We start from the raw sequence: 23,395 nt of genomic DNA, 5'->3' as shown, positions 1-23,395 counted from the left end.
TCCATTATATTACAGACGTAAGTAGTTACTTATCTTATCCTAATATGTTTAACGACAAGTAAGAATATATTATCATCGAGCTGTTGCTTGCATAACATAGTTTAATAAAAAATAATGTTAAGTATGGATGAAAAAATTCTAAGAAACCAACTATTGATTAACTGAGCTCCATTATCTATGCAAAAGAACCCTTATACATCTCAAAAAAGCTGATAAACTATTACCTTTTCAGGACATAATTTATCAGCTTTTAACACTTTTTTTATTTAATTGTCAAATTCTTTAATAGAATTTATTAATTCTTCTAGAGATTGTATAGTATGTTCTGCTTTTGTTTTAAAGTGATTCGACATGAAATCTAGAAGTTTTTGGTTCTCTTTTGGAACCTCAATATAATTATAATATTTAGAAGTTTGCTGAAGTTTATCTTGAATATCTTTTGCTTTATCTTCTAAAATATAAATTATTTTTTTCTTATCCACATATTTAAGATTAGCGATACCTATATACATTTCAGTGATTTGATTAGCGTTTTTAAAGAGTTTATAAATCATTGAAGGTAAAGCATCTTTTCCTTGATCAGTAATAGCGAAAATTTGTTTGTCAGGTCTATTTTCTTCTCTAATAGTTTGTGTGACTTCAATTAAGCCTTTCTTCTTAAGTGAATCAAAATGATAGTAAAGCTTACTTTCGGTTAGGCCACTCATTTTATCAAATGGAATAGGTTCAGATAATTGTCTTTTTAATTGATAAGGATAAGTGTTTTGTTCCATTAACTTACTTAATATAAATATTTGTACAGACATTAATAATACGCCCCTTTAAAAATTGGACTTATTTCATCAGAATCGGGATTACGTTTATTGATTAACAGTTTCTGTGGAATTAAGTTTATTTTTATTCATATAAACTGGCGATTTCTTATGAATAAATGTAACTATGAGTATGTTTATTAGCAATGCACCTAAACCCACTGCTCCCATAGATAAAATATAGGGTCCTTGAGATATACTACCATAAAGATTAGCAAAGTGTGCTTGGACAGAGTAATACATTGGTGAAATATGACTAACCCAATTATACAATCCAGGCATCATATCTCGACTCATTGTTGCTCCATTTGCAATTGTTTGTATTAATAAAATTGGAATATTTAAAATCATACCAGCTTCTCCTATTAAAAATACTACAATTGCCGTGAAATTGAAGCTGACCATATAATTAAGTGTTAATTGACCTAACATGCTTAAGAATAATTTCCCATCTAAATCATTTATAAAATAAGTCACTCCTAGCGCTACTAATGAAGATGAAATAGCAATTAATAGTGCTGTAAATTGGACGTAAATGAATAATCTGGTTTTAGACGCTTTTGAACGTAGTAAATTAAATGAACTAACTAATTGCATAGATCCTATCATAGCACCAACATAACCTGCTAGCGTCAAGAACATAGGTAACATTTTAACATTCATACTTGAGGGCAGTTCATTAATATGAGAGACTTCACCAGAATATGACGCATTAATTTGTTTAACTAAACCGTCTACTTGTTTTTCAGGTACTTTCACTTGTTTTAACACCGTACCAGTAGTTTGATTAGAAAACTGTTCACTTAGTTGACTATTTATATTTGTTGCAATTGAATCCATTGACTGACTAATCATGGTTGGGGACGCATCGTTTATTTTAAAATCTAAACCAGGTGTATCTTTTCCAGATTTTAAATTACTAGAAAAATCTTTAGGAATGTGAATTACAAGGTTCAACTCATTATGCTCCAAGTCCTTGTTTGCCTTTGAGTTAGAAATATCTTTCTTAATATTATCGAACGGTAAACTTTTATTTAATTGTTTTGATATTTGGTTACCATAGTCTCCTGTATCATCGTTAACAATAGCAATAGGAAGTTTATCTACATTGCCAGGCATTGCTTTATAACCCGGTAAAAAAATAGCTAGCATAACTAAAGCGTAGAAAATCCCCATAAATATTGCGCCTGTGGCCCCTCGCGTTTTCAAAAATTCTATATATTTCATTTCACTTCTTCTTTCCTTCGTTTTTGAGACTAGAATTTTATGCCCTACTTACTTCTTTTATTTTCATTCAAATATTTGCTTGCATGATGAGTCGAAAATGGTTATAATATATTCAAATAAATATTTGAATGAAGATGGGATGATAATATGAAAAAGAAAGATACTTGTGAAATTTTTTGTTATGACGAAGAAAAGGTTAATCGAATACAAGGGGATTTACAAACAGTTGATATTTCTGGTGTTAGCCAAATGTTAAAGGCTATTGCCGATGAAAATAGAGCAAAAATTACTTACGCTCTGTGTCAGGATGAAGAGTTGTGTGTTTGTGATATAGCAAATATCTTAGGTATTACGATAGCAAATGCATCTCATCATTTACGTACGCTTTATAAGCAAGGGGTGGTCAACTTTAGAAAAGAAGGAAAACTAGCTTTCTATTCTTTAGATGATGAACATATCAGGCAGATAATGATGATCGCCCTAGCACATAAGAAAGAAGTGAAGGTCAATGTCTGAACAAAAGGTTAAACTAATGGAAGAAGAAATGAACGTCTATCGGGTCCAAGGATTTTCATGTGCAAATTGTGCAGGAAAGTTTGAGAAAAATGTTAAAAAGATTCCAGGCGTTCAGGACGCAAAAGTAAATTTTGGAGCTTCAAAAATTGATGTCTTCGGCAGTGCAACTGTTGAAGAACTAGAAAAGGCTGGTGCTTTTGAAAATCTTAAAGTGGCACCAGAGAAACCTAAAAGACGGGTAGAACCTGTGGTAATTAAAGATAAAAACGTTTACCGTGTGGAAGGATTTTCCTGCGCAAATTGTGCGGGGAAGTTTGAAAAAAATGTAAAACAAATAGCTGGAGTTGAGGATGCAAAAGTAAACTTTGGCGCTTCTAAAATTGATGTATATGGAAATGCATCGGTTGAAGAACTTGAAAAAGCAGGTGCTTTTGAGAATCTAAAAGTATCTCCTGAAAAACTAGCGAATCAAACGATACAAAGGGTTAAAGATGACACTAAGGCTCATAAAGAAGAGAAAACACCATTTTATAAAAAACATAGTACATTGCTGTTTGCCACACTACTAATTGCTTTTGGTTACCTTTCTCACTTTGTAAATGGAGAAGATAACCTCGTAACTTCCATGTTATTTGTAGGTTCTATTGTAATTGGCGGATATTCATTATTTAAAGTCGGTTTTCAAAATTTGATACGCTTTGATTTCGACATGAAAACCCTGATGACCGTTGCCGTTATTGGAGCTGCCATTATTGGTGAATGGGCAGAGGCATCTATTGTTGTTATTCTCTTTGCAATCAGTGAAGCACTTGAACGCTTCTCTATGGACAGAGCAAGACAATCCATACGTTCATTGATGGATATCGCCCCAAAAGAAGCACTAGTTAGACGAAATGGTCAGGAAATAATAATCCATGTGGACGATATCGCTGTGGGTGATATCATGATTGTCAAACCAGGGGAGAAAATTGCCATGGATGGAATCATTGTGAATGGCTTGTCGGCTGTCAATCAGGCAGCTATAACAGGAGAATCTGTTCCCGTCTCCAAAGCGGTAGATGACGAAGTATTTGCAGGTACGCTTAACGAAGAGGGACTAATTGAAGTAAAAATCACCAAATACGTAGAAGATACAACCATTGCCAAGATTATTCATCTTGTTGAAGAAGCACAAGGGGAGCGTGCTCCAGCCCAAGCATTCGTTGATAAATTTGCGAAATACTACACTCCGATCATTATGGTTATTGCAGCCTTGGTTGCAGTCGTTCCACCCCTATTCTTTGGTGGCAGTTGGGATACATGGGTTTATCAAGGATTAGCAGTTCTTGTAGTTGGATGTCCTTGTGCATTAGTTATTTCTACTCCAATCTCGATTGTCTCGGCAATTGGAAATGCAGCGAAAAAAGGTGTGTTGGTTAAAGGTGGTGTCTATCTCGAGAAATTAGGAGCCATTAAGACAGTCGCATTTGATAAAACAGGAACACTGACAAAAGGTGTACCAGTGGTAACAGATTTTGAAGTATTAAATGACCAAGTGGAAGAAAAAGAGCTATTCTCTACCATTACAGCTTTAGAATATCGTTCACAACATCCACTTGCTTCAGCAATAATGAAAAAGGCAGAGCAAGATAATATCCCTTATTCTAATGTACAAGTGGAAGAATTCACTTCGATTACTGGGCGAGGTATAAAAGGGATTGTAAACGGAACTACTTACTATATTGGAAGCCCAAAACTTTTCAAGGAATTAAATGTTTCCGATTTTAGCCTTGGGTTTGAAAACAATGTGAAAATCCTACAAAACCAAGGAAAAACAGCCATGATTATTGGAACGGAAAAAACAATTCTCGGCGTAATTGCCGTTGCAGATGAGGTTCGTGAAACAAGTAAAAATGTGATTCAAAAACTTCATCAGTTAGGTATCAAGCAAACAATTATGCTGACAGGTGATAATCAAGGTACTGCAAATGCAATCGGTACACATGTAGGCGTTTCTGATATTCAGTCTGAATTGATGCCACAGGATAAATTAGATTATATTAAAAAAATGCAATCGGAGTATGATAATGTAGCTATGATTGGCGATGGCGTTAATGATGCTCCAGCACTTGCTGCATCTACTGTTGGAATTGCAATGGGCGGTGCTGGAACGGATACTGCAATTGAAACAGCTGATATTGCATTAATGGGAGATGATTTAAGTAAGCTTCCATTTGCAGTAAGACTCAGTCGAAAAACTTTAAATATCATTAAAGCTAACATCACTTTTGCTATCGGAATTAAAATAATTGCCTTACTATTAGTTATCCCGGGATGGTTAACCCTTTGGATAGCGATTCTTTCCGATATGGGAGCTACTATTTTGGTAGCATTAAATAGTTTACGACTGATGAGAGTGAAGGATAAATAGGTAGAAAACAGAATAGTAAGGTCACGCTGTGCGCAATTCAAGGGGGGCTTTTCAATTTGAAGAAAAGTCCTACCCCTAAAATATAAAATATTGGAGATGGAAAAATGACCGCAACGATACTTACAGCAGCTGCGGTATATGTAGCAACAGGAATTGATTATCTCGTTATATTAATTCTTTTGTTTTCGCAAGTAAAAAAAGGTCAGGTGAAACATATTTGGATAGGACAATATATAGGGACTGCAATTGTTATAGGAGCAAGTCTTTTAGTTGCACAGGGGGTTGTAAATTTAATTCCTCAGCAATGGGTTATCGGACTACTTGGACTTTTACCACTTTACTTAGGTGTGAAAATGTGGATTAAAGGAGAAGAGGATGAAGATGAAAGTAGTATTTTATCTTTATTCTCCTCTGGAAAATTTAATCAGTTATTTTTGACGATGACTTTCATCGTATTAGCTTCCAGTGCGGATGACTTTTCGATTTATATACCGTACTTCACGACCTTAAATATGTCTGAAATCTTTATTGCTGTTATTGTCTTTTTGATTATGGTTGCTGTTTTATGTTATGTCAGCTATCGCTTAGCTTCCTTAGATTTTGTATCAGAAAAAATTGAGAAATATGAACGTTGGATTGTACCTATTGTATTCATTGGGTTAGGGATTTATATATTGTTTGAAAATGGTACATTTAACGCTTTATTCTCATTTCTTTAACAATCGGAACGCTTTCTCTAATAAGAATCAGCGCTCGTTTGACATATAAGACCGCCTTTTGGGAGTCACGATAGAAGTCCAATTTCTTAATTTTAGAACTGAGAAATTGGACTTCTATATACCTCCTGACTCTAACCTTATTAACTTGTAATGCAAAATAACGATTAAAATAGGTGCAAAATAACTCCTGAAGTGACAAGCTAAGCATATCAATACATATATAATGTCTATTTAGGGTCTACCCTAATCGAACCATTATCGATGCTAGCAAAACAGTATTTCTGTATGTATGATTAGAGTACTAAAAATGATCGTTTTTGATACAAAACCTCTTAACTTAATATTAAGAGGTTTTTCTTGGATATCGAAGTCTAAAAACTTGTGTTATAATCAATGTATCATAAATACCAAAAAATATGAGTTTTCAGACGATGAGAGCCGCGTTTATTTGCATCGAGAACTAGATTTCATTAGTAAGTACTCATAAAACGATTAAAAGAGGTGGTATTCAAATGGCTAAAATTGGTTATGCACGTGTATCAACACAAGATCAAAGTCTTGATGGACAGATTGATACACTTGAGGAATATGGTTGTGAACGTATCTTTAGCGAGAAAGCGAGTGGTCGCAAAACGAAACGAACGGAACTTGATAAATGCTTAGATTATTTACGTGAAGGCGATATTTTAGTTATCTATAAACTAGATCGTCTTGGCCGAACAACCAAGCAATTAATTGAGTTATCTCAATGGTTAGATGATAATAGTATTGATTTACATATTATAGATATGAACGTATCAACCAAAGATGCGATGGGCAAGATGTTCTTTACTATGATGAGTGCATTTGCTGAACTTGAAGCTAACTTATTAAGCGAACGTACGAAAAAAGGATTAGAAGCAGCAAGAGCTAGAGGGAGAAAAGGTGGAAGACCATCATTACCAGATCATAAAAAAAGAGAGATTAAATTCTTATATGATGAGCAAAAACTTACTGGCGAAGATATTGCTAAACAAACAGGTGTAAGTCGTTCTACAGTATATAGGATGCTTAAAGATTAAACTCTATGAAAAAATATATTACTTAAGGCTCTTATAGGTGTATCTAAATCATTTTATGAACATTGATTTTATGTTGAGTTTTTGAACATATTATATACTGATATTCATAGATTTTGGATTATGAAGAAAGAGTGTACAGAAAACAGTTATTTTCTGTACACTCTTAAGTTATTTTAATGATTCTGGAAAATCTTGATAGCCTTCTCTAATATTTACGACATTTTCAAATCCTTTGTTTTCTAAGATACCCACGGCGATTGAACTTCTAACACCTGACTGACAATGTACGTATATTTTATCCTCTTTATTAAATGGAATATTTTCATTTAATAATTTACCATGCGGAATATTGACTGCTTGATCTAAGTGCCCATTATTCCACTCTTCTTCATTACGTACGTCAAGTATATATTCTTCTTTACCAGTCATATCAACGCTATGGATGGATTGGGTTAAAATTTCTGATTTTGGTAAACGATAACCTGCTACATTATCAAATCCAATTAATTGTAAAGTATGCGCTGCTTGTTCAACGGTAGATTTATCACCAATTAAATCTATACTATTTTCATAGTCTAAATACCAACCGATTTGGTTAATAAAGTTTTTGTTGTAAGGAATATTGATTGTCCCTTTAGTATGACCACCATGAAAGGCTTCTTTGCTACGAAGATCAAATGCTATTCTTTCATTGCTTAAACTAGGATAAACATTGTATGGTTGATATAATTCCATACCAAATTGGTTAATTTTTTTCATTTGTGTAAAATGATGTGGTGGCGCTGGTTGATTTGATGTTAATGTTTCAATGAATTTAATTTCATCAGTTTCACTAAATGCCCAGTTATTTATTTTTTCATAACCTAGCGTAGACATTGGTACGGCGCCTAATGCTTTACCACAAGGACTTCCAGCACCGTGGCCTGGCCAAATTTGAATATAATCTGGTAAATCTTTAACACTTTCTATAGATTGATACATTTGTTTCGCACTAACTTCTGTAGAACCTTCGACTTGAACTGATTTTTCTAGTAAATCGGGTCTACCGATATCACCAACAAAAATAAAGTCACCACTAAATAAACCCATTGGAACACTTGAGCCGCCACCTTCATCCGTGAGTAAGAAACTAATACTCTCTGGGGTATGACCAGGTGTATGCAATACTTCTAATTTAATGTTACCTACATGAATAATATCTTGATGTTTAACAAAATGTGTTTGTTCTGGCATATTACGATAACTTAATTCATCGTCACCTTCGCCAGATACATATACGTTTGCATTTAATTGTTCTGCCACATCTCTAATGCCTGAAGCAAAATCAGCGTGGATATGGGTTTCTGCAGCTTGTGTAATTGTAAAACCTTCGCTATCTGCAACTTCCATATATTTTGTTAAGTCACGTACAGGGTCAATTATTATTGCCTCTCCTGTGCGTTGACAGCCAACTAAATAAGATGCTTGAGATAAATTGTTATCGTAAAATTGTTTAAAAAACATATAAAGAACTCCTTATTTTAATAGATTTAATTAAATAAATAAATTATGACTCGCGTTTTCAGTATCACCTATATAAGTGCCTACACCGCCGTACTCAACTTCGTCTCTTAATTCTTCTTTCTTAATGCCCATGACATCCATGCTCATCGTACATGCGATTAATTTGATATCTTGGTCGATTGCTTGGTCGATAAGTGATGGTAATGAATCAACATTTTTCTTTTTCATTACGTAGCGCATCATGATATTACCTAAACCGAACATATTCATTTTAGAGAGTGGCATTTTCAAGGGTGTTTTTGGCAACATAAAATCAAACATTTTTGCGATACCTTTCTTTTTAACGTTAGCTGTTTGCGCTTTTTTCAACGCGTTAAGTCCCCAGAAAGTGAAAAAGATGGTTACATCTCTTCCTGCAGCTTTAGCACCATTCGCAATAATCATTGCTGCCACTGCTTTATCTAATTCTCCACTAAATAGTACAATTGTAGTGCCTTTAGACGTATGACTCACTTCTAAATCTTTGGGTTGTTCTTTTTGAATAATCGCTTTAATTTCATTGTCACCCCCATCAAGTTTTACTAATGTGTGTCCCGTTTGTTTCGCCCAGCTTTTAATATCACTTGCGAATCCTGGATCTGTGACTGTAACCTCAATTTGGTCACCTTCTTGAATATTTTTTACTTCTTTACTGATATTTACAATAGGGCCTGGACATTGAAGACCACTATAGTTTAATTGTTTACGCTCTGCTTTAATTTCTACATTTGTGTTTTCTTCTTTTGTATCATCGCTGACGTTTTTTTCTTCATAAGCTTTATAGCCGCCGTCTAAATTTACAACGTCATAACCTTGTTCAGCTAAATATTTACTAGCTTTAGCACTTCTGTTACCACTTTTACAGTGTACATAATAGGTTTTATTTTTGTCTTTATTGAACGACTCAATCTCATCTACAGGATGCAGTGTGGAACCATTGATGTGCCCCAATTCATATTCTTCTTGTGTTCTTACATCAATCAATTGACCTTGAGAAGTTAATTTTTCTAATTCTGATTTACTTAAATCATTAATATGTTTTTCATTATATTGTTTCATAATAACCTCCTGTTAAATACCTATAAGGGTATGTTAAAAGATATAACTCTTTTTGTCAAATACCCCCGCACGTATTTGACAAGCTTGTTTTAATTTATTATTATGACTGTATTCAATTAAAAGTGGAGGAAATTACTATGAATTATGATAAAAACATGATCAATCGTATTAATAGAGTACAAGGGCAATTAAATGGCGTTGTAAAAATGATGGAAGAAGAAAAGCATTGTAAAGATGTGATTACGCAACTTAGTGCTTCAAAAAGTTCATTACAAAGATTAATGGGGATTATTATTAGCGAAAATTTAATTGAATGCGTCAATTCAGCTGATGACAACAATGAAGATTCACAAGAAATCATTAATGAAGCTGTTAACTTATTGGTGAAAAGTAAATAATGGATATTATAAATATTATCATTATGTTGCTCATCGGAGTGTTCGGAGGATTTATATCTGGTCTAGTAGGTATAGGTGGCGCTATTATTATTTACCCAGCCATTTTATTGTTACCGCCACTATTTGGGGCTCCTGCATATAGCGCGTATATCGCATCAGGACTTACTTCTAGCCAAGTCTTTTTCAGTACCTTAAGTGGCTCTTTGAAAGCAAGAAAAAAACCAGAATTCTCACCCCAGTTGGTCCTTTATATGGGAGGAGGTATGATTATAGGGAGCATGTTAGGGGCTTTGCTAGCAAATTTATTTGATGCTACATTTGTAAATATGGTGTATATTATCATTGCTTTACTTGCATTAATATTAATGTTTATTAACGTAAAACCTAGTTCAGACCAATCTTCCTTTAATAAGCCTTTATTGGTTATTGTGGGTCTTTTCGTTGGCATCATTTCGGGTATAGTTGGAGCAGGCGGCGCCTTTATTATTATTCCTATATTATTAGTTTTATTCAAATTACCAATGAATACGGTGGTTGCTAATAGTATAGTAATTGCTTTTATATCTTCAATTGGCGCCTTTATCATTAAACTTATACAAGGTTACATTCCTTTAGAAGATGCGTTATTTTTAATAATAGGGAGTATTATTTTCGCTCCGTTAGGTTTAAAATTAGGTAAAAAAGTCCCTAGTTTTGTACAAAAGTGGATCATCAGTATTTTAATTATTATTGCGATTATTCAAATTGTTTTATAAATAAGAAAGAGAAGTACAACTAATATTTGTACTTCTCTTTCTTATTTATAAAGTTAAAAAATTCTCATATAGCAAGTAAATTGACATGCTACATTCGTTTGTATGATTAGGGTGTATGAGAAAGGGTGTTAAAAATGATAGTTGGATATGCAAGAGTTTCTACCGTTGATCAAAATTTGGATAGACAAATTGAAAATTTGCAATCTTTTGGTGCTGAGAAAATCTTCACTGAAAAACAATCAGGGAAATCTATAGAAAATCGACCTGTATTTCAAGAAGTATTAAATTTTTTAAGAATGGGAGATCGTTTAATTATTGAGTCTATTGATAGACTAGGAAGAAATTACGATGAAATAATCCAAACAGTTAATTATTTAAAAGATAAAGAAGTTCAATTAATGATAACGAGTTTACCCATGATGAATGAAGTGATTGGTAATCCATTACTAGATAAGTTTATGAAAGATTTAATCATTCAAATATTGGCAATGATTTCAGAACAAGAAAGAAATGAAAGTAAACGTCGACAAGCTCAAGGTATTAAAGTAGTCAAAGAAAAAGGTATTTATAAAGGAAGACCTGTTCTGTATTCTCCCGATGCTAAAGACCCTCAAAAAAGACTTGTTTATTATCGTATTGTTGAACTACTGAATAAAGAAATGTCAATTAGTAAGATAGCTAAAAAAGTCGGTATAACAAGGCAAACTATATACAGAATTAAAAAAGAAAGAAAATATTAAGAGAAGTACATTTGATATTAAAATCCTGCGCAGTTTCTATGGAGTTCAGCAATTATCGGTTTATTTACTAAATAGAATGGGAATTAATTTAAGAGATTTAGATTTCATTGGAGGTGTATCAAATGACTGATAAACAATATTACAATCTGGTTCAAACGCTACATGAATGTATGGAAGCGTGTAATCATTGTTACGATGCCTGTTTGAAGGAAAAAGACATGACAATGATGGCAGAGTGCATCCGTCTGGATCGTGAATGCGCAGACATCTGTGCATTTTTAGAACAATCGCTAACAAGAAATTCACCATTTGCTTCTGATTTGGCGACAATATGCGCCAAAGTATGCGGAGCATGTGGTAATGAATGTCAGAAGCATAACCATGACCATTGTCAAAATTGTGCAGAGACGTGCTTTAAATGTGTAGAAGCTTGTAAAGAAATCGCGTAAACAAAACCAAATAATATAAGGAGTGGCACATTGGAGATAAAGCCCCCATGTGCCACGTTTTTATTTCTTGCAACTAAAGAAACGAATATAAAATAAGTATGTGCCTGGAAACACAGCAATTTAACCCAGCAATATGAATATACCTCTTGGACGTCGGTTTACCACAGTCATAATGATAATCAGGATATCAAGTATAAAACCAGCGCCTTTGCCTAGTTTGCTCTCAACTTCAATATTCCCCCATGCAATGCCACAATTTCTTTGGCGATGGACAAACCAAGACTAAAGTTTCTATTTAAATGGCTATCAAATTTTCTGAACGCTGAAAAATAAAAAATACTAAATAATATATACGTCCAGGGGGTATATGTTATACTCACATTATCTTATTACTATCTCTAAAAATATAAAATTAGGAGGTTTTATTTTGCCGAATAATGAAAAACATCAAAATCATGAGAATCATAGCCATCAAGAACATGAGAATCACGCTAGTCATGGCGATCATGCACATCATCATGGGAATTTTAAAAGTAAATTCTTTATTTCTTTGATTTTTGCGATACCGATTATTATTTTATCACCCATGATGGGGGTTAAATTACCGTTTCAATTTTCATTTACAGGGTCAGATTGGATTGTATTAATTCTTGCTACTATTTTATTCTTTTATGGAGGAAAGCCATTTTTATCAGGGGCTAAAGATGAAATTTCAACTAAAAAACCTGGAATGATGACGCTTGTTGCTCTAGGTATTTCAGTTGCTTATATTTATAGTTTATACGCCTTTTATATGAATAATTTCAGTGGTTCATCCACACATACAATGGACTTTTTCTGGGAATTAGCGACTTTAATTTTAATCATGTTATTAGGTCATTGGATTGAAATGAACGCAGTAGGTAATGCAGGCAATGCACTGAAGAAAATGGCAGAACTTTTACCTAATACTGCAGTGAAACTGATTGATAATAATCAACGAGAAGAAGTTAAAATATCAGATATTTATATTGACGATATTGTGGAAGTCAGAGCAGGCGAAAGTATACCCACAGACGGAATCATTGTTCAAGGAGAAACATCAATTGATGAATCATTAGTTACTGGCGAATCAAAAAAAGTTCATAAAACTCATAATGATGATGTTATTGGGGGTTCAATTAATGGTTCAGGCACAGTACAAGTTAAAGTGACAGCTACGGGTGAAAACGGCTACCTATCTCAAGTTATGGGTCTTGTTAACCAAGCGCAAAACGATAAGTCAAAAGCTGAACTCCTCTCGGATAAAGTCGCAGGTTATTTGTTTTACTTTGCCGTAGGAATTGGGCTGATTTCATTTATTGTATGGATGCTTATTCAAAATAACGTTGATTTCGCACTCGAACGACTTGTAACCGTATTAGTTATTGCTTGTCCTCATGCATTGGGATTGGCAATACCTTTAGTTACAGCACGTTCTACTTCTATAGGCGCACATAATGGTTTAATCATAAAAAACAGAGAATCTGTAGAAATCGCACAACACATTGATTACATCATGATGGATAAAACTGGGACACTTACTGAAGGTAACTTTTCAGTGAATCACTATGAAAGTTTTACGAACGAGCTAAATAATGAAGAAATATTGAGTCTATTTACTTCATTAGAAAGTAACTCTAATCATCCACTTGCCACTGGTATTGTTGATTTTGCTAAAGGCAAAAATATTTCATATGCTACTCCTCAAGAAGTTAATAATATTCCAGGTGTAGGCTTAGAAGGCACAGTTGATAATAAAAAACTCAAAATAGTGAATGTTTCTTATCTCGATAAAAGCAATTTTGATTATAATAAAGAACAATTTACGAATCTCGCTCAACAAGGGAATTCTATTAGTTATCTAATTCATGACCGACAAGTTATTGGTATTATCGCACAAGGCGATAAAATTAAAGAAAGTTCAAAACAAATGGTTTCGGATTTATTATCGAGAAACATTACGCCAGTCATGCTTACAGGCGATAATAAAGAAGTGGCACAAACAGTGGCTGAAGAATTAGGTATTAGTGATGTCCACGCGCAATTGATGCCCGAAGATAAAGAAAGTATTATCCAAGATTATCAAAGCAATGGTAGCAAAATCATGATGGTTGGTGATGGTATCAATGATGCGCCAAGCCTTATTAGAGCAGATATTGGTATGGCAATTGGCGCAGGGACAGATGTAGCTGTTGAATCGGGGGATGTCATACTCGTTAAAAGTAATCCTTCTGATATTATCAATTTTTTGTCCCTTTCAAAAAATACGATGAAAAAAATGGTTCAAAATTTATGGTGGGGCGCAGGATATAACGTGATTGCAGTTCCTCTTGCAGCTGGTATATTAGCTTCTATTGGTTTAATATTATCACCTGCTGTGGGTGCAATACTTATGTCTTTAAGTACGATCATCGTAGCAATTAATGCATTTACATTAAAATTAAAATAAAAGAGGTAAATATAATGTATAAAAAAATGTTCACAATTTTAATTACGTTATTTTCTATAATGTTTATGGTTCCTAATGATACTTTTGCAGAAGGTAAGCACAACATGATGGACATGAAAGAAAATGATCAAAAGCGAAATGATATGATGGATATGAAAAGTCATGACGAAAGAAAAAATTTGAATTCTTCACAAGGAAAAAATGAAATAACATTTCCCAAAGTTTTAGATCCTAAAAAAGATAACAATGGTTATAAAAGTTATACATTAAAAGCGCAGAAAGGAAAGACAGAATTTTACAAAGGTAATTTCTCTAACACTTTAGGATACAATGGAAATTTACTTGGGCCAACTTTAAAATTAAAAAAAGGAGATAAGGTTAAAATTAAGTTAGTCAACAACTTAGATGAAAATACAACATTTCATTGGCATGGGTTAGAAATAGATGGAAAAGTGGATGGAGGCCCTTCTCAAGTTATAAAACCAGGAAAAGAAAAAACAATAAAATTTGAGGTTAAACAAGAGGCTGCTACATTATGGTATCATCCCCACCCCTCCCCAAATACAGCTAAACAAGTTTATAATGGTTTATCAGGGTTATTATATATAGAGGATGACAAAAAGAATAATTATCCTAGCAATTATGGGAAAAATGATTTGCCTATAATAATCCAAGATAAAACATTTGTATCTAAAAAATTAAATTATACAAAAACGAAAGATGAAGATGGTACTCAAGGTGATACAGTCCTTGTGAATGGGAAAGTAGATCCTAAATTAACAACAAAAGAAGGAAAAATACGTTTGAGACTTTTAAATGGCTCCAATGCTCGGGATTTAAATCTTAAGCTAAGTAATAATCAAAGTTTTGAATATATTGCTTCAGAAGGCGGCCATTTAGAAAAGACTAAAAAGTTAAAAGAAATTAATTTAGCTCCTTCAGCAAGAAAAGAAATAGTAATAGATTTATCTAAAATGAAAGAAGAAAAAGTCAATCTTGTTGATAATGATGAAACAGTAATTTTACCAATTATTAACAAAGAAAAAAGTACTAACAAAGACACTACTCCAAAAGTAGATAAAAAAATCAAATTAGAAGGTATGGACGATAATGTTACTATTAATGGCAAAAAATTCGATCCTAACAGAATAGATTTCACACAAAAGGTAAACCGGAAAGAAACTTGGGAAATTGAAAACGTCAAAGATAAAATGGGTGGTATGAAGCACCCGTTCCATATCCACGGAACGCAATTTAAAGTTTTATCAGTGGATGGGAAGAAACCTTCAGAAGATATGAGAGGCAAAAAAGACGTTATATCTCTGGAACCTGGACAAAAAGCCAAAATAGAAGTGGTTTTTAAAAATACTGGGACATACATGTTCCATTGTCACATACTTGAGCATGAAGATAATGGAATGATGGGACAAATAAAAGTAACAAAATAATTTATAAGGAGAATTCAATATGATGAAAAAATTGAGCTCAATTATAGTAGCTTCAGGATTAGTATTATCAGCTTGTTCAACTGGTAACGAAGAAGAAGAAAATTCTAAAGATCAAAAACAAGAAAAACATATGAATCATAAGAGTGAAAGTAAAGCCCCAGATAATATGAAAAGTACAGATGACAGTAAATATAAAAAGGACGATAAAATAACAATTACAGCTGATCATATGCCTGGTATGAAAAATGCTAAAGGTACAGTTAAAGGTGCTTACAAAACCTATGCTTATGTCGTGAGTTACACACCTACAAATGGTGATGAAAAAGTTAATAATCACAAATGGGTCGTTAATGAGGAAGTTGCAGATGCCCCTGAAAATGGATTCAAGAAAGGTGATACAGTTAAATTAGAAGCTGACCATATGCCTGGTATGAAAGGTGCAGAAGCTCAAATTGATGATGTAGAAAAAACAACCGTTTATATGGTGGATTATAAATCAACAGAAAACGATGAGATGGTTAAAAATCATAAATGGATGACAACTGACGAACTAAAATCTCGTTAATGTCTATCATTTTAAAGCTTTAAAGTATTTAGTTAGTTATTCACAAATGCAATGAGAATCCCCTTTGTTAAATAGACAAGTAAACAAATAAAATTTATGGCCACTCTCATATCCACAATAATGAGAGTGGCCATTTGTTTAGAAAAATTAAATGATTTTAATGAAAATGAGGGGATCTTTTATAATTTATCAATGGAATTTCGAAAAATATAAAAAATGGAATAGTGAATGTATTGAGCTTTATCATTTATCAAGAAAAGTTATTCTAAATTAGCAGGTAAAGTCACAAACATTCATTACTGACTGATTAGGGCTTACCCTAATCAGTCAATTTTGTTTATTACGCTTTTTGCTTTTCTTATGTTTATAATTTTCCATTTTATTACGGATATATTGTTTATCCTTTTCATTTAACTCTGTTAAACATTTATAAAGATACTCAAAGTGCAAAAATAACATTATTGCATTTTGTTTTGTTCCATACTTATTGTCATAACCATGCATGATAGAATGTCTATTAATTCCATTTATATTTTTATCGCCAAATTTAAAGGCTCTTTTTAACTTGGATTTGTAGTATTCCTTAATTTTGTCATAATCATCATCAATATAATAATCATGATTAGATTTGTACTTGTTTATTGTTTCTTCTATTACAATATTAAAGAGATTATAATCAGTTCTTCCTTCATAATTTACAGAATTAAATATCAGTCCTTCTAATCTTGCTAATAATGCAGGGATTATAAGATAATAATATCCATGTTTATATCCATCTAGTATCTCTTTTAATATAGTAATTTCTTCTTGTGGTAAGTTGTAAGTGGTTACTTGGCTTTTTAAACGATCAAAATGAATTTCATCAAAATATCTTGTCATTATCAAATTAATATTTTCTATAGTTACCTCTTGATTATTTGAATTCATTTCAATATAATTCATGACTTCACTTATAACGATAAAATCTATTGGTGGATAGTCATAGTTAATAAAAATTGAATTAATTCTAGCTGCATTATTATTAAAGCTCTTTAAAGCATCTTTTAATTCATCTAAATTAGGTATACTTTTAGCTAAAACTTTTACTGTTTCAAATATTTTCTTTCTGAATTCATCATTTATATCTTCTATGTTTTTATATATACTATTAAAATTCAATTTATGTTGTGTAATGTTTTCACCAAGGTTATATTTCATTTTTAAAATCCTTTCTTTGTTTACATAATGACAGTTATCTACATTTAAAACGTATTACCTCCACTTCTCAGGGTTTAACTGAATTTTTATTAAATTAGTATATTTGTTTAATAGTATATCAATTTAATGATTTTGCATTCCTAACCACTATGATGTTATAATGCAATTAACAAAGATGTCGTGCATGTATGCACCAAATCCCCTAACTATGCCAGTAGTTAGGGGATTTTTTGGTGTGACTAGTCGCCTATTTATCATTGCGTTTGCGTAGCCAGTTCGCAAATAAAGCAACGATGCAACCACTTGCTGCTGTGGTCATGATGTTTACAAAGATGTCGGTCATTGCGTATGCACCTCCTCTCTACGTCAAATTGACGCCAGAGATAGGCGACTCCACTATTATACCATCTGTTAATCTACAAGCATATGCACTTCCGATAAGTTGAATTATGTCAGTTCAACTTTATTATGATTAAACCAACTTCGTTCAAAATAACACAACTTCTACTTTATGTTTTACTGCATACATTATACGTGCATACAATCTACATGTATAATGTGTACACGTGTGTCCAATAAATTATCAGTTGTGTATTATTATCTTATTTAAAGAAGGTTATTGAATATTTAAAAAACACTATGCTATTATTTAAATGTGTAAAAAGAACAACATGCGCTAACATGCTGTCCTAATGAGCCTCTTTGAAAGATGTTAGGCTTTCAGTAAAGTGATAAATATCCACTTTACCTACTCAGTCAAAAATTGAGAATGATTATTTTTTGGTCTTTATTGCTAATTAATACTAAACCAATGATTATGAGTACAACCATCAGCATTTCATAATCAGATAATGCTATTCCTTTCTCGAGTCCCCTTATTAAGTTTTAATTAACTTAATAAGGGGACTTTCGTTGTAGATTCAAATCATTTTATCTCAGATTTTAGATTTAGCTTTTCAGCTGATTTCAAGACTCTTTCTATATCAATATGCTTAATTCTACCGATAATTTGCTTTTTATCCTTTGAACCAAAATTTTCAATCCTATCTAATGTTAACTGTGTTAAAAATTCCACTAGATTTACAGGATAGTAACTATCACCTAAATACCTTTTAAGTTCTTCCTCTGTATAATGAATAAAGTTTCACTTAGCAACTAAACCTTCTAAAGAATAAAATAAGAATTGTCTAGCTTTGTTAAATTCATATCACTTCACAAAAATTCTCTAGTAAATTGAAATACTTTCACTATTCACTTTAAAAACTCTAAAATCAAAGTGAAATAGATACTCTTAATAAATCAAAAACCTCCACAAGACAACCAAAGTTTTTGTGGAGGTTTCCTTCCTTTTGAAATAGCAAATCTACCATAAAAAATATATCAAGGAGCACACTATGTTGATTACCTTCATTCCATAAAATAAACAAATACAAAATTAGAGAATAACAGTCTAATGTTTTTCCATCAAAGTATCTTTTGTAAACTTAAAAGAAGTAAAAGCTAAAGTAAAAAAACTTATTGTTTCTTTCAATATTTCTACTCTTTTTCAAAAATATAAATGTAAACTAGTATCTCAAATCAAATTTCACTATATATCTAATTCCTCTTTTTTAGTTCTACTTTAAGTCACTTTTCCATTGATAACTTTCTATTTTTAATAAAAATCGACTTATACATCGTGTATCAAATCCCATTAAAAACTTATACACCATGTATAAAAACAAATATAAAAGGCTCTATATCAAGGTGATTTTGAATAAAAGTGTAAAATACTCGATGCCATTTACATAAAAATGTATAACTTTACAATCACTTAATTTTAGTGTGTATAAAAATCAATAAAACGCTATTACACCAGTGTTTTAAATAGAATAAACGGATCAGAAATATTAAAGAAAAATACATCAGCTATGCTGATTGACACGCAAGTGGCATTGTATTTCCTTATGCTCTTATTTTTTATTCTTAAATTTGTATAAAAAATAATTAGATTTTAATAAAATCAACCAACACGTATACCAAAAATCATTATAAAGAGTATATTCATTGAAATATTAAAAGGAACATTTTATAATTCTTAAATTATTTTTTGACTTTTTGAATTACATTTACTTAAGATATACATTAATAAAAAATGGACTTCTATATTTAAGAAGTCCATTTGCTAAATTGAATTTTATAATTCTTCTTCACCTACTGAATATCCGGAATCTATTTCTTCTTCATCATATGTCCCACCATTCAAGTAAAAGTCTTGAATTTTTTCTTTAATTGATTTTTCATTTTCTATTATTTCATCCTCCGGAATTTTTTATGACTTACACACTTCATGTTCACTATTTATATACTAATTTAAAATTTTCATCTGTTTTTTGACTCTACATGTAAATTTTATTCAACTATGATTCTCTAATCATAATTAAAATCTCAATTAAAAAATGACCTTCTGCATTAATTCATAATACGATTAGGTCATTTTCTACTCACAATTTTGATTTATAAAATTCGAAGTAGTGTATTAATTATATTTAATCCTTTGCTCTTTTATATTCGATTAACTCTTTATTAACATCTAATTGTAGTTTTTGTTGTTGTTTGAAGAGTATCATCAAATCTTCAATCAAGTTTTCTTTCTTACTAATGTCCCTCTTAAGATATTCATTATTTTTTCTAATTTCCTTGATCCTTTTCTTTAGTAAATCTTTTTCCATATGAAGAACGTTAATTTCTTTCTCTTTACCTTTTAAACCTCCATTTGATTTTTTTAATAGTCTCTCTCTTATAAAGTTTTCTACGTCTATATCAATTTTATAGACATTTTTTTCTTTAATTACTGATAAGTTCTGAGGTAGGTTTTGTAAATAATTCCAAATTGTTGTTCGTGATACATTTAGTTCTGTCGATAATTGACTTATACTTTTCATCATGAAAAATCTCCTTTTTGATTTTTCACTACTTCTATTTTAACTTTTTACCACCTAGTGTGATTTTAACAGTTATCAAATTGATAGTCGTATAAACAATATCAAAAAAACATAAAAAGAACGCTATTTCTATATAGTATCAAGACAAGAAGAAACTCGTTTCAAAAACCCTCCTGATTTTTAGAGAAAAACTCTCTTATTTCATCGTCTTTAATAAAATAATATGCCATCTTTCCATCTTTATAAAAATCAAGTACCTCATTTTTATATAAAAGCCTTAAATGATGTGAAGTTGAAGCAACACTCATTTTCAATATCAAAGAAATATCACAAACACACAACTCATCTTCTTTAATCAAAGATAATATGATTTTCAATTTCTTCTCATCACAAATTTTTTCTAAAATGTTAAGTAATTTCTTAGATTTATCATCTTCTAAAAAACTTAAAGCATTGTTAACTTTATCCTCATGTACACAGATCACATCACAAGCATTTTCATAACTCATATAAAATCACACCCTAAATTAAAATATAAATCCTAAAATTGTTTGAATAGTGTCATTTTCAATAATAATAAATAAACCTAAAGCTATATAAATAACAGCCATAATCCAACGACTAAATTTCTCAACAATTTCTCCAACTCCTGGAATATTAGCTAATTTTTGTGCAGTAAATACCAAGAAGAAAATTAAAATTAAAAAGACAAACAGAGTAATTAATAAATTAGTAACACTTAATGTCACAAAATACGGAACAAATAAACCAATATTATCAGCACCACAACTTGCTATCGTAACAATTGCAACCGTACCAACTAATTTAGACAATCCTTTTTCATTCAATTCTTTTTTAGCTCTCTTTTCTCCTTCACAATCATCATAAATAGCCACTTTAATTCCAAGATAAATTGGTATTAAACCCAATAAACCTAATATCCACTTCTCTGGAACATAATTTAATACAAAAGCTAAAAACAAACTAACTAATATTAAAATAATAGACCCTAAATATTGACCAACATAAATATCTCTATATTCTTTTCTAGTCTTTGCTCTAGCAAAAAATATTAATAAAATCACTAATAAATCAACTGCTGTAGCAATATAAAGAACAGCAGCAGTAATAACCGTTTGAATCATAATACACCTCATTCAAAAATATTTTTGAATGTATTGTAACTTATATTTTCAAATAATCATAGATGCTTTATTCCAATTGCTTTATTGACGTTGAGCCTCGGAACCCTTAACAATCCCAAAACTTGTCGAATGGTCGGCTTAATAGCTCACGCTATGCCGACATTCGTCTGCAAGTTTAGTCATGGATTGGCTTTTTATTTTTATATAGCCTCATTTAGATTCTAAAGGGGCATTTCAAAGGATTTAGAGTTACTTATATAGATTTATACCTAAAGCTTATATACGTTCTTAAAATGCAAATATGAGCCAAATAAACACATCTTAATTTCACAAACCAATTTTTGATACAAACGCGTTTTGATTTTTTAATGCGTTTAACTTTAACAAAGGATTGAGTATATAAATAATCTCTCTTAGTATTCACTTCTCAAAAGACCATAGATTAATGTATCTCTGTATGTATCTTGCACTAATTTATCTTTTCTCAAAACGCCCTCTTGTTTCATGCCTAATTTTTCTAGCACAATCCCGGCAGCTATATTGCTTGAATCAATGGATGCCCATATTCGATTGAGTTTCAGTACTTTAAAGGCATATTTGATGATTGTTTTTGCTATATCCGTCGCAATGCCGTGACCCCAACAATTTGGGTGGACAATAAAGTTAATTTTAGCACTTTGATTTGCTTCATCTATGGCTAATTGTATCGTCCCTATCACTTTATCTGTATCAGGATCCACGAGGACATTGTAAATCCAATTTGAATCTTTCTCTAAAACCACATTAATGAATTGCTGAGTCTCTTCATAACTTTGAGGCCCCCAAGTTTGATACTGTGTCACTTCTGGTAAAGCATATAATTCATTTAAACGATCTATATCAGTATTCTTTAAGTCTCTAGAATAGAACTCCATACGCGCCCTCCTAAAAATAGTTTAATCCTATGTAACCCTTTATTTACGAGCTACCTATGATATAAAGGGCGTTTCTCTTAATTTAAATGTGAACGCACGCCAAATTTATTGATTAAAGATATTATGTTGTTTCATGTTTTGACGACGCATATTAAGTGCGTGTATTTCTTCAAGTTCAGCTTTAATCGATTGCATTAAATATCCTTGCATAGCTTCAACTGTTTCATTCTTTTGTAGCAGCATCGCTTTAAAACGTTTCAACACACTTACAATTTCAAACTCAACATCTTCTAAACGATAATAGGTATCATGTGCATTATTAAATGATTTCTTCCCTTTGAGTAATACACTTTTAATAATTCGTATTTCTCTAATTTCAAATTTACTTAAATAGTCTTGAAGTTGTTGTGGCAATTCTTCGAGTACTTGGAACTTAAGCGCATCATTATTAAATTCGGTTTGTTGATGATTTGTATGATCCGAATGATTATTGTTTATTGGATTGTTGTATGTATCATTCAAGTCATTCGTATCATTATTCTCAGTCTCTATATAATCAGTATTACTTAAGTCAGTATCATTAGACTGTGAATTTGGAAGTTCTTGACCAATTAAATTCACAGTTCCAGAACTTCCAAATTCATTGTTCTGGAACTGTGAATTTGGAAGTTCCTTGATATGACTCGGTTCAGTGTCATAATTTGGTTTCAATAAATATAATCTGTTAGGTTTGTTAAGACCTACACGTTCTTGAGTAAGTAAATTAAATTTCACTAATTCTTTTTTTAATTTTATGATTTTTTGTTCAGCATAGCCTAAATATTCACATAAATGTTTATTACTGAAAATAAAATAAATGTTGTTATTTTTATCTACCCATTCGTTCTGTATAGATAATTCAAAGCGATCTTTTAATAATGCATACATAATTTTGGCTTCTGCTGACATTTTTTTAAAATATGCATCTTCAAACAAATATTTAGGCAATTGATAAAATCTTTCAGTTTTCACTTGTGATAAATTGTATTTCTCAAAACTTGGCAT

At 31.6% G+C, this 23,395-nt stretch carries 22 protein-coding genes; 11 read left to right on the top strand and 11 right to left on the bottom strand.

Annotation, left to right across the window (positions count from 1 at the left end):
• Positions 1–266: 266 nt before the first annotated feature.
• Positions 267–806 carry a PadR family transcriptional regulator gene (locus MHB47_RS13435; RefSeq protein ID WP_011304081.1) on the bottom strand — a complete coding sequence of 180 codons (540 nt, stop codon included), beginning with the start codon at positions 804–806 and terminating at the stop codon, positions 267–269.
• 54 nt (positions 807–860) lie between these two features.
• Positions 861–2,039, bottom strand: a complete 1,179-nt coding sequence (locus tag MHB47_RS13430; protein ID WP_107510472.1) for a YhgE/Pip domain-containing protein — start codon at positions 2,037–2,039, stop codon at positions 861–863.
• A gap of 147 nt (positions 2,040–2,186) precedes the next feature.
• Here MHB47_RS13430 and cadC point away from each other — a divergent pair, with 147 nt between their 5' ends.
• The 4 genes from cadC to MHB47_RS13410 all read left to right on the top strand — a co-directional run bounded on the left by cadC (position 2,187) and on the right by MHB47_RS13410 (position 6,745).
• Positions 2,187–2,555 (top strand): Cd(II)/Pb(II)/Zn(II)-sensing metalloregulatory transcriptional repressor CadC, encoded by a 369-nt coding sequence (cadC, locus tag MHB47_RS13425; RefSeq protein WP_002510811.1) that lies wholly within the window; start codon positions 2,187–2,189, stop codon positions 2,553–2,555.
• Positions 2,548–4,965, top strand: coding sequence for a cadmium-translocating P-type ATPase CadA (locus MHB47_RS13420; RefSeq protein ID WP_019467776.1), 2,418 nt, complete (start codon positions 2,548–2,550; stop codon positions 4,963–4,965). Before cadC ends, MHB47_RS13420 begins: the two co-directional genes overlap by 8 nt.
• A 104-nt stretch (positions 4,966–5,069) precedes the next feature.
• A complete protein-coding gene (locus MHB47_RS13415) occupies positions 5,070–5,684 on the top strand; it encodes a CadD family cadmium resistance transporter (protein WP_135024700.1) in 615 nt (204 codons plus the stop codon).
• A 512-nt stretch (positions 5,685–6,196) separates the two neighbouring features.
• Positions 6,197–6,745 carry a recombinase family protein gene (locus MHB47_RS13410; protein ID WP_046466193.1) on the top strand — a complete coding sequence of 183 codons (549 nt, stop codon included), beginning with the start codon at positions 6,197–6,199 and terminating at the stop codon, positions 6,743–6,745.
• Positions 6,746–6,913: 168 nt separating this feature from the next.
• On the opposite strand, the gene cstB is transcribed toward MHB47_RS13410, so the two are convergent.
• Positions 6,914–8,248: a persulfide dioxygenase-sulfurtransferase CstB gene (gene cstB / locus MHB47_RS13405; RefSeq protein ID WP_031863947.1), complete on the bottom strand. Its 1,335-nt coding sequence runs from the start codon at positions 8,246–8,248 to the stop codon at positions 6,914–6,916.
• A gap of 30 nt (positions 8,249–8,278) precedes the next feature.
• Positions 8,279–9,346 (bottom strand): persulfide response sulfurtransferase CstA, encoded by a 1,068-nt coding sequence (gene cstA / locus MHB47_RS13400; protein ID WP_012816716.1) that lies wholly within the window; start codon positions 9,344–9,346, stop codon positions 8,279–8,281.
• A gap of 137 nt (positions 9,347–9,483) precedes the next feature.
• Here cstA and cstR point away from each other — a divergent pair, with 137 nt between their 5' ends.
• The 7 genes from cstR to MHB47_RS13365 all read left to right on the top strand — a co-directional run bounded on the left by cstR (position 9,484) and on the right by MHB47_RS13365 (position 16,171).
• Complete coding sequence (gene cstR, locus MHB47_RS13395) at positions 9,484–9,744, top strand: persulfide-sensing transcriptional repressor CstR (protein WP_031863946.1); 261 nt, start codon at positions 9,484–9,486, stop codon at positions 9,742–9,744.
• The gene (locus tag MHB47_RS13390) at positions 9,744–10,499 is read left to right on the top strand and encodes a sulfite exporter TauE/SafE family protein (protein ID WP_031863945.1); all 756 of its coding nucleotides are present in this window, start codon (positions 9,744–9,746) and stop codon (positions 10,497–10,499) included. The genes cstR and MHB47_RS13390 overlap by 1 nt, the downstream gene beginning before the upstream one ends.
• Positions 10,500–10,633: 134 nt before the next feature.
• Positions 10,634–11,239: a recombinase family protein gene (locus MHB47_RS13385; protein WP_031917995.1), complete on the top strand. Its 606-nt coding sequence runs from the start codon at positions 10,634–10,636 to the stop codon at positions 11,237–11,239.
• 122 nt (positions 11,240–11,361) lie between these two features.
• On the top strand, positions 11,362–11,688 hold the full coding sequence (locus MHB47_RS13380) for a four-helix bundle copper-binding protein (protein WP_031917994.1): 327 nt from the start codon (positions 11,362–11,364) through the stop codon (positions 11,686–11,688).
• Positions 11,689–12,115: 427 nt separating this feature from the next.
• The gene (gene copB / locus MHB47_RS13375; protein ID WP_069827826.1) at positions 12,116–14,158 is read left to right on the top strand and encodes a copper-translocating P-type ATPase CopB; all 2,043 of its coding nucleotides are present in this window, start codon (positions 12,116–12,118) and stop codon (positions 14,156–14,158) included.
• A 14-nt stretch (positions 14,159–14,172) separates the two neighbouring features.
• Complete coding sequence (gene mco, locus MHB47_RS13370) at positions 14,173–15,606, top strand: multi-copper oxidase Mco (RefSeq protein ID WP_000277153.1); 1,434 nt, start codon at positions 14,173–14,175, stop codon at positions 15,604–15,606.
• A gap of 19 nt (positions 15,607–15,625) precedes the next feature.
• A complete protein-coding gene (locus tag MHB47_RS13365; RefSeq protein ID WP_002510756.1) occupies positions 15,626–16,171 on the top strand; it encodes a YdhK family protein in 546 nt (181 codons plus the stop codon).
• A 327-nt stretch (positions 16,172–16,498) separates the two neighbouring features.
• On the opposite strand, the gene MHB47_RS13360 is transcribed toward MHB47_RS13365, so the two are convergent.
• From MHB47_RS13360 to MHB47_RS13330, 7 genes are all read right to left on the bottom strand, one after another.
• A complete protein-coding gene (locus MHB47_RS13360; protein WP_069819358.1) occupies positions 16,499–17,368 on the bottom strand; it encodes a hypothetical protein in 870 nt (289 codons plus the stop codon).
• A 247-nt stretch (positions 17,369–17,615) separates the two neighbouring features.
• Positions 17,616–17,711 carry a type I toxin-antitoxin system Fst family toxin gene (locus MHB47_RS13355; RefSeq protein WP_002510758.1) on the bottom strand — a complete coding sequence of 32 codons (96 nt, stop codon included), beginning with the start codon at positions 17,709–17,711 and terminating at the stop codon, positions 17,616–17,618.
• A gap of 2,185 nt (positions 17,712–19,896) precedes the next feature.
• On the bottom strand, positions 19,897–20,295 hold the full coding sequence (locus tag MHB47_RS13350) for an HTH domain-containing protein (protein WP_002508701.1): 399 nt from the start codon (positions 20,293–20,295) through the stop codon (positions 19,897–19,899).
• A 158-nt stretch (positions 20,296–20,453) separates the two neighbouring features.
• On the bottom strand, positions 20,454–20,801 hold the full coding sequence (locus MHB47_RS13345) for an ArsR/SmtB family transcription factor (RefSeq protein WP_002508637.1): 348 nt from the start codon (positions 20,799–20,801) through the stop codon (positions 20,454–20,456).
• A gap of 18 nt (positions 20,802–20,819) precedes the next feature.
• On the bottom strand, positions 20,820–21,437 hold the full coding sequence (cadD, locus tag MHB47_RS13340; RefSeq protein WP_326010016.1) for a cadmium resistance transporter CadD: 618 nt from the start codon (positions 21,435–21,437) through the stop codon (positions 20,820–20,822).
• A 413-nt stretch (positions 21,438–21,850) separates the two neighbouring features.
• Positions 21,851–22,351, bottom strand: a complete 501-nt coding sequence (locus MHB47_RS13335; protein WP_069813856.1) for a GNAT family N-acetyltransferase — start codon at positions 22,349–22,351, stop codon at positions 21,851–21,853.
• Positions 22,352–22,456: 105 nt separating this feature from the next.
• Positions 22,457–23,395 (bottom strand): replication initiator protein A, encoded by a 939-nt coding sequence (locus tag MHB47_RS13330; protein WP_253345744.1) that lies wholly within the window; start codon positions 23,393–23,395, stop codon positions 22,457–22,459.

Origin of the sequence: Staphylococcus sp. FSL K6-3157, from assembly GCF_038005145.1 — a bacterium.
Classification (GTDB): Bacteria; Bacillota; Bacilli; order Staphylococcales; family Staphylococcaceae; genus Staphylococcus; species Staphylococcus equorum.
This window is presented reverse-complemented; position numbering and strand designations above follow the sequence as displayed.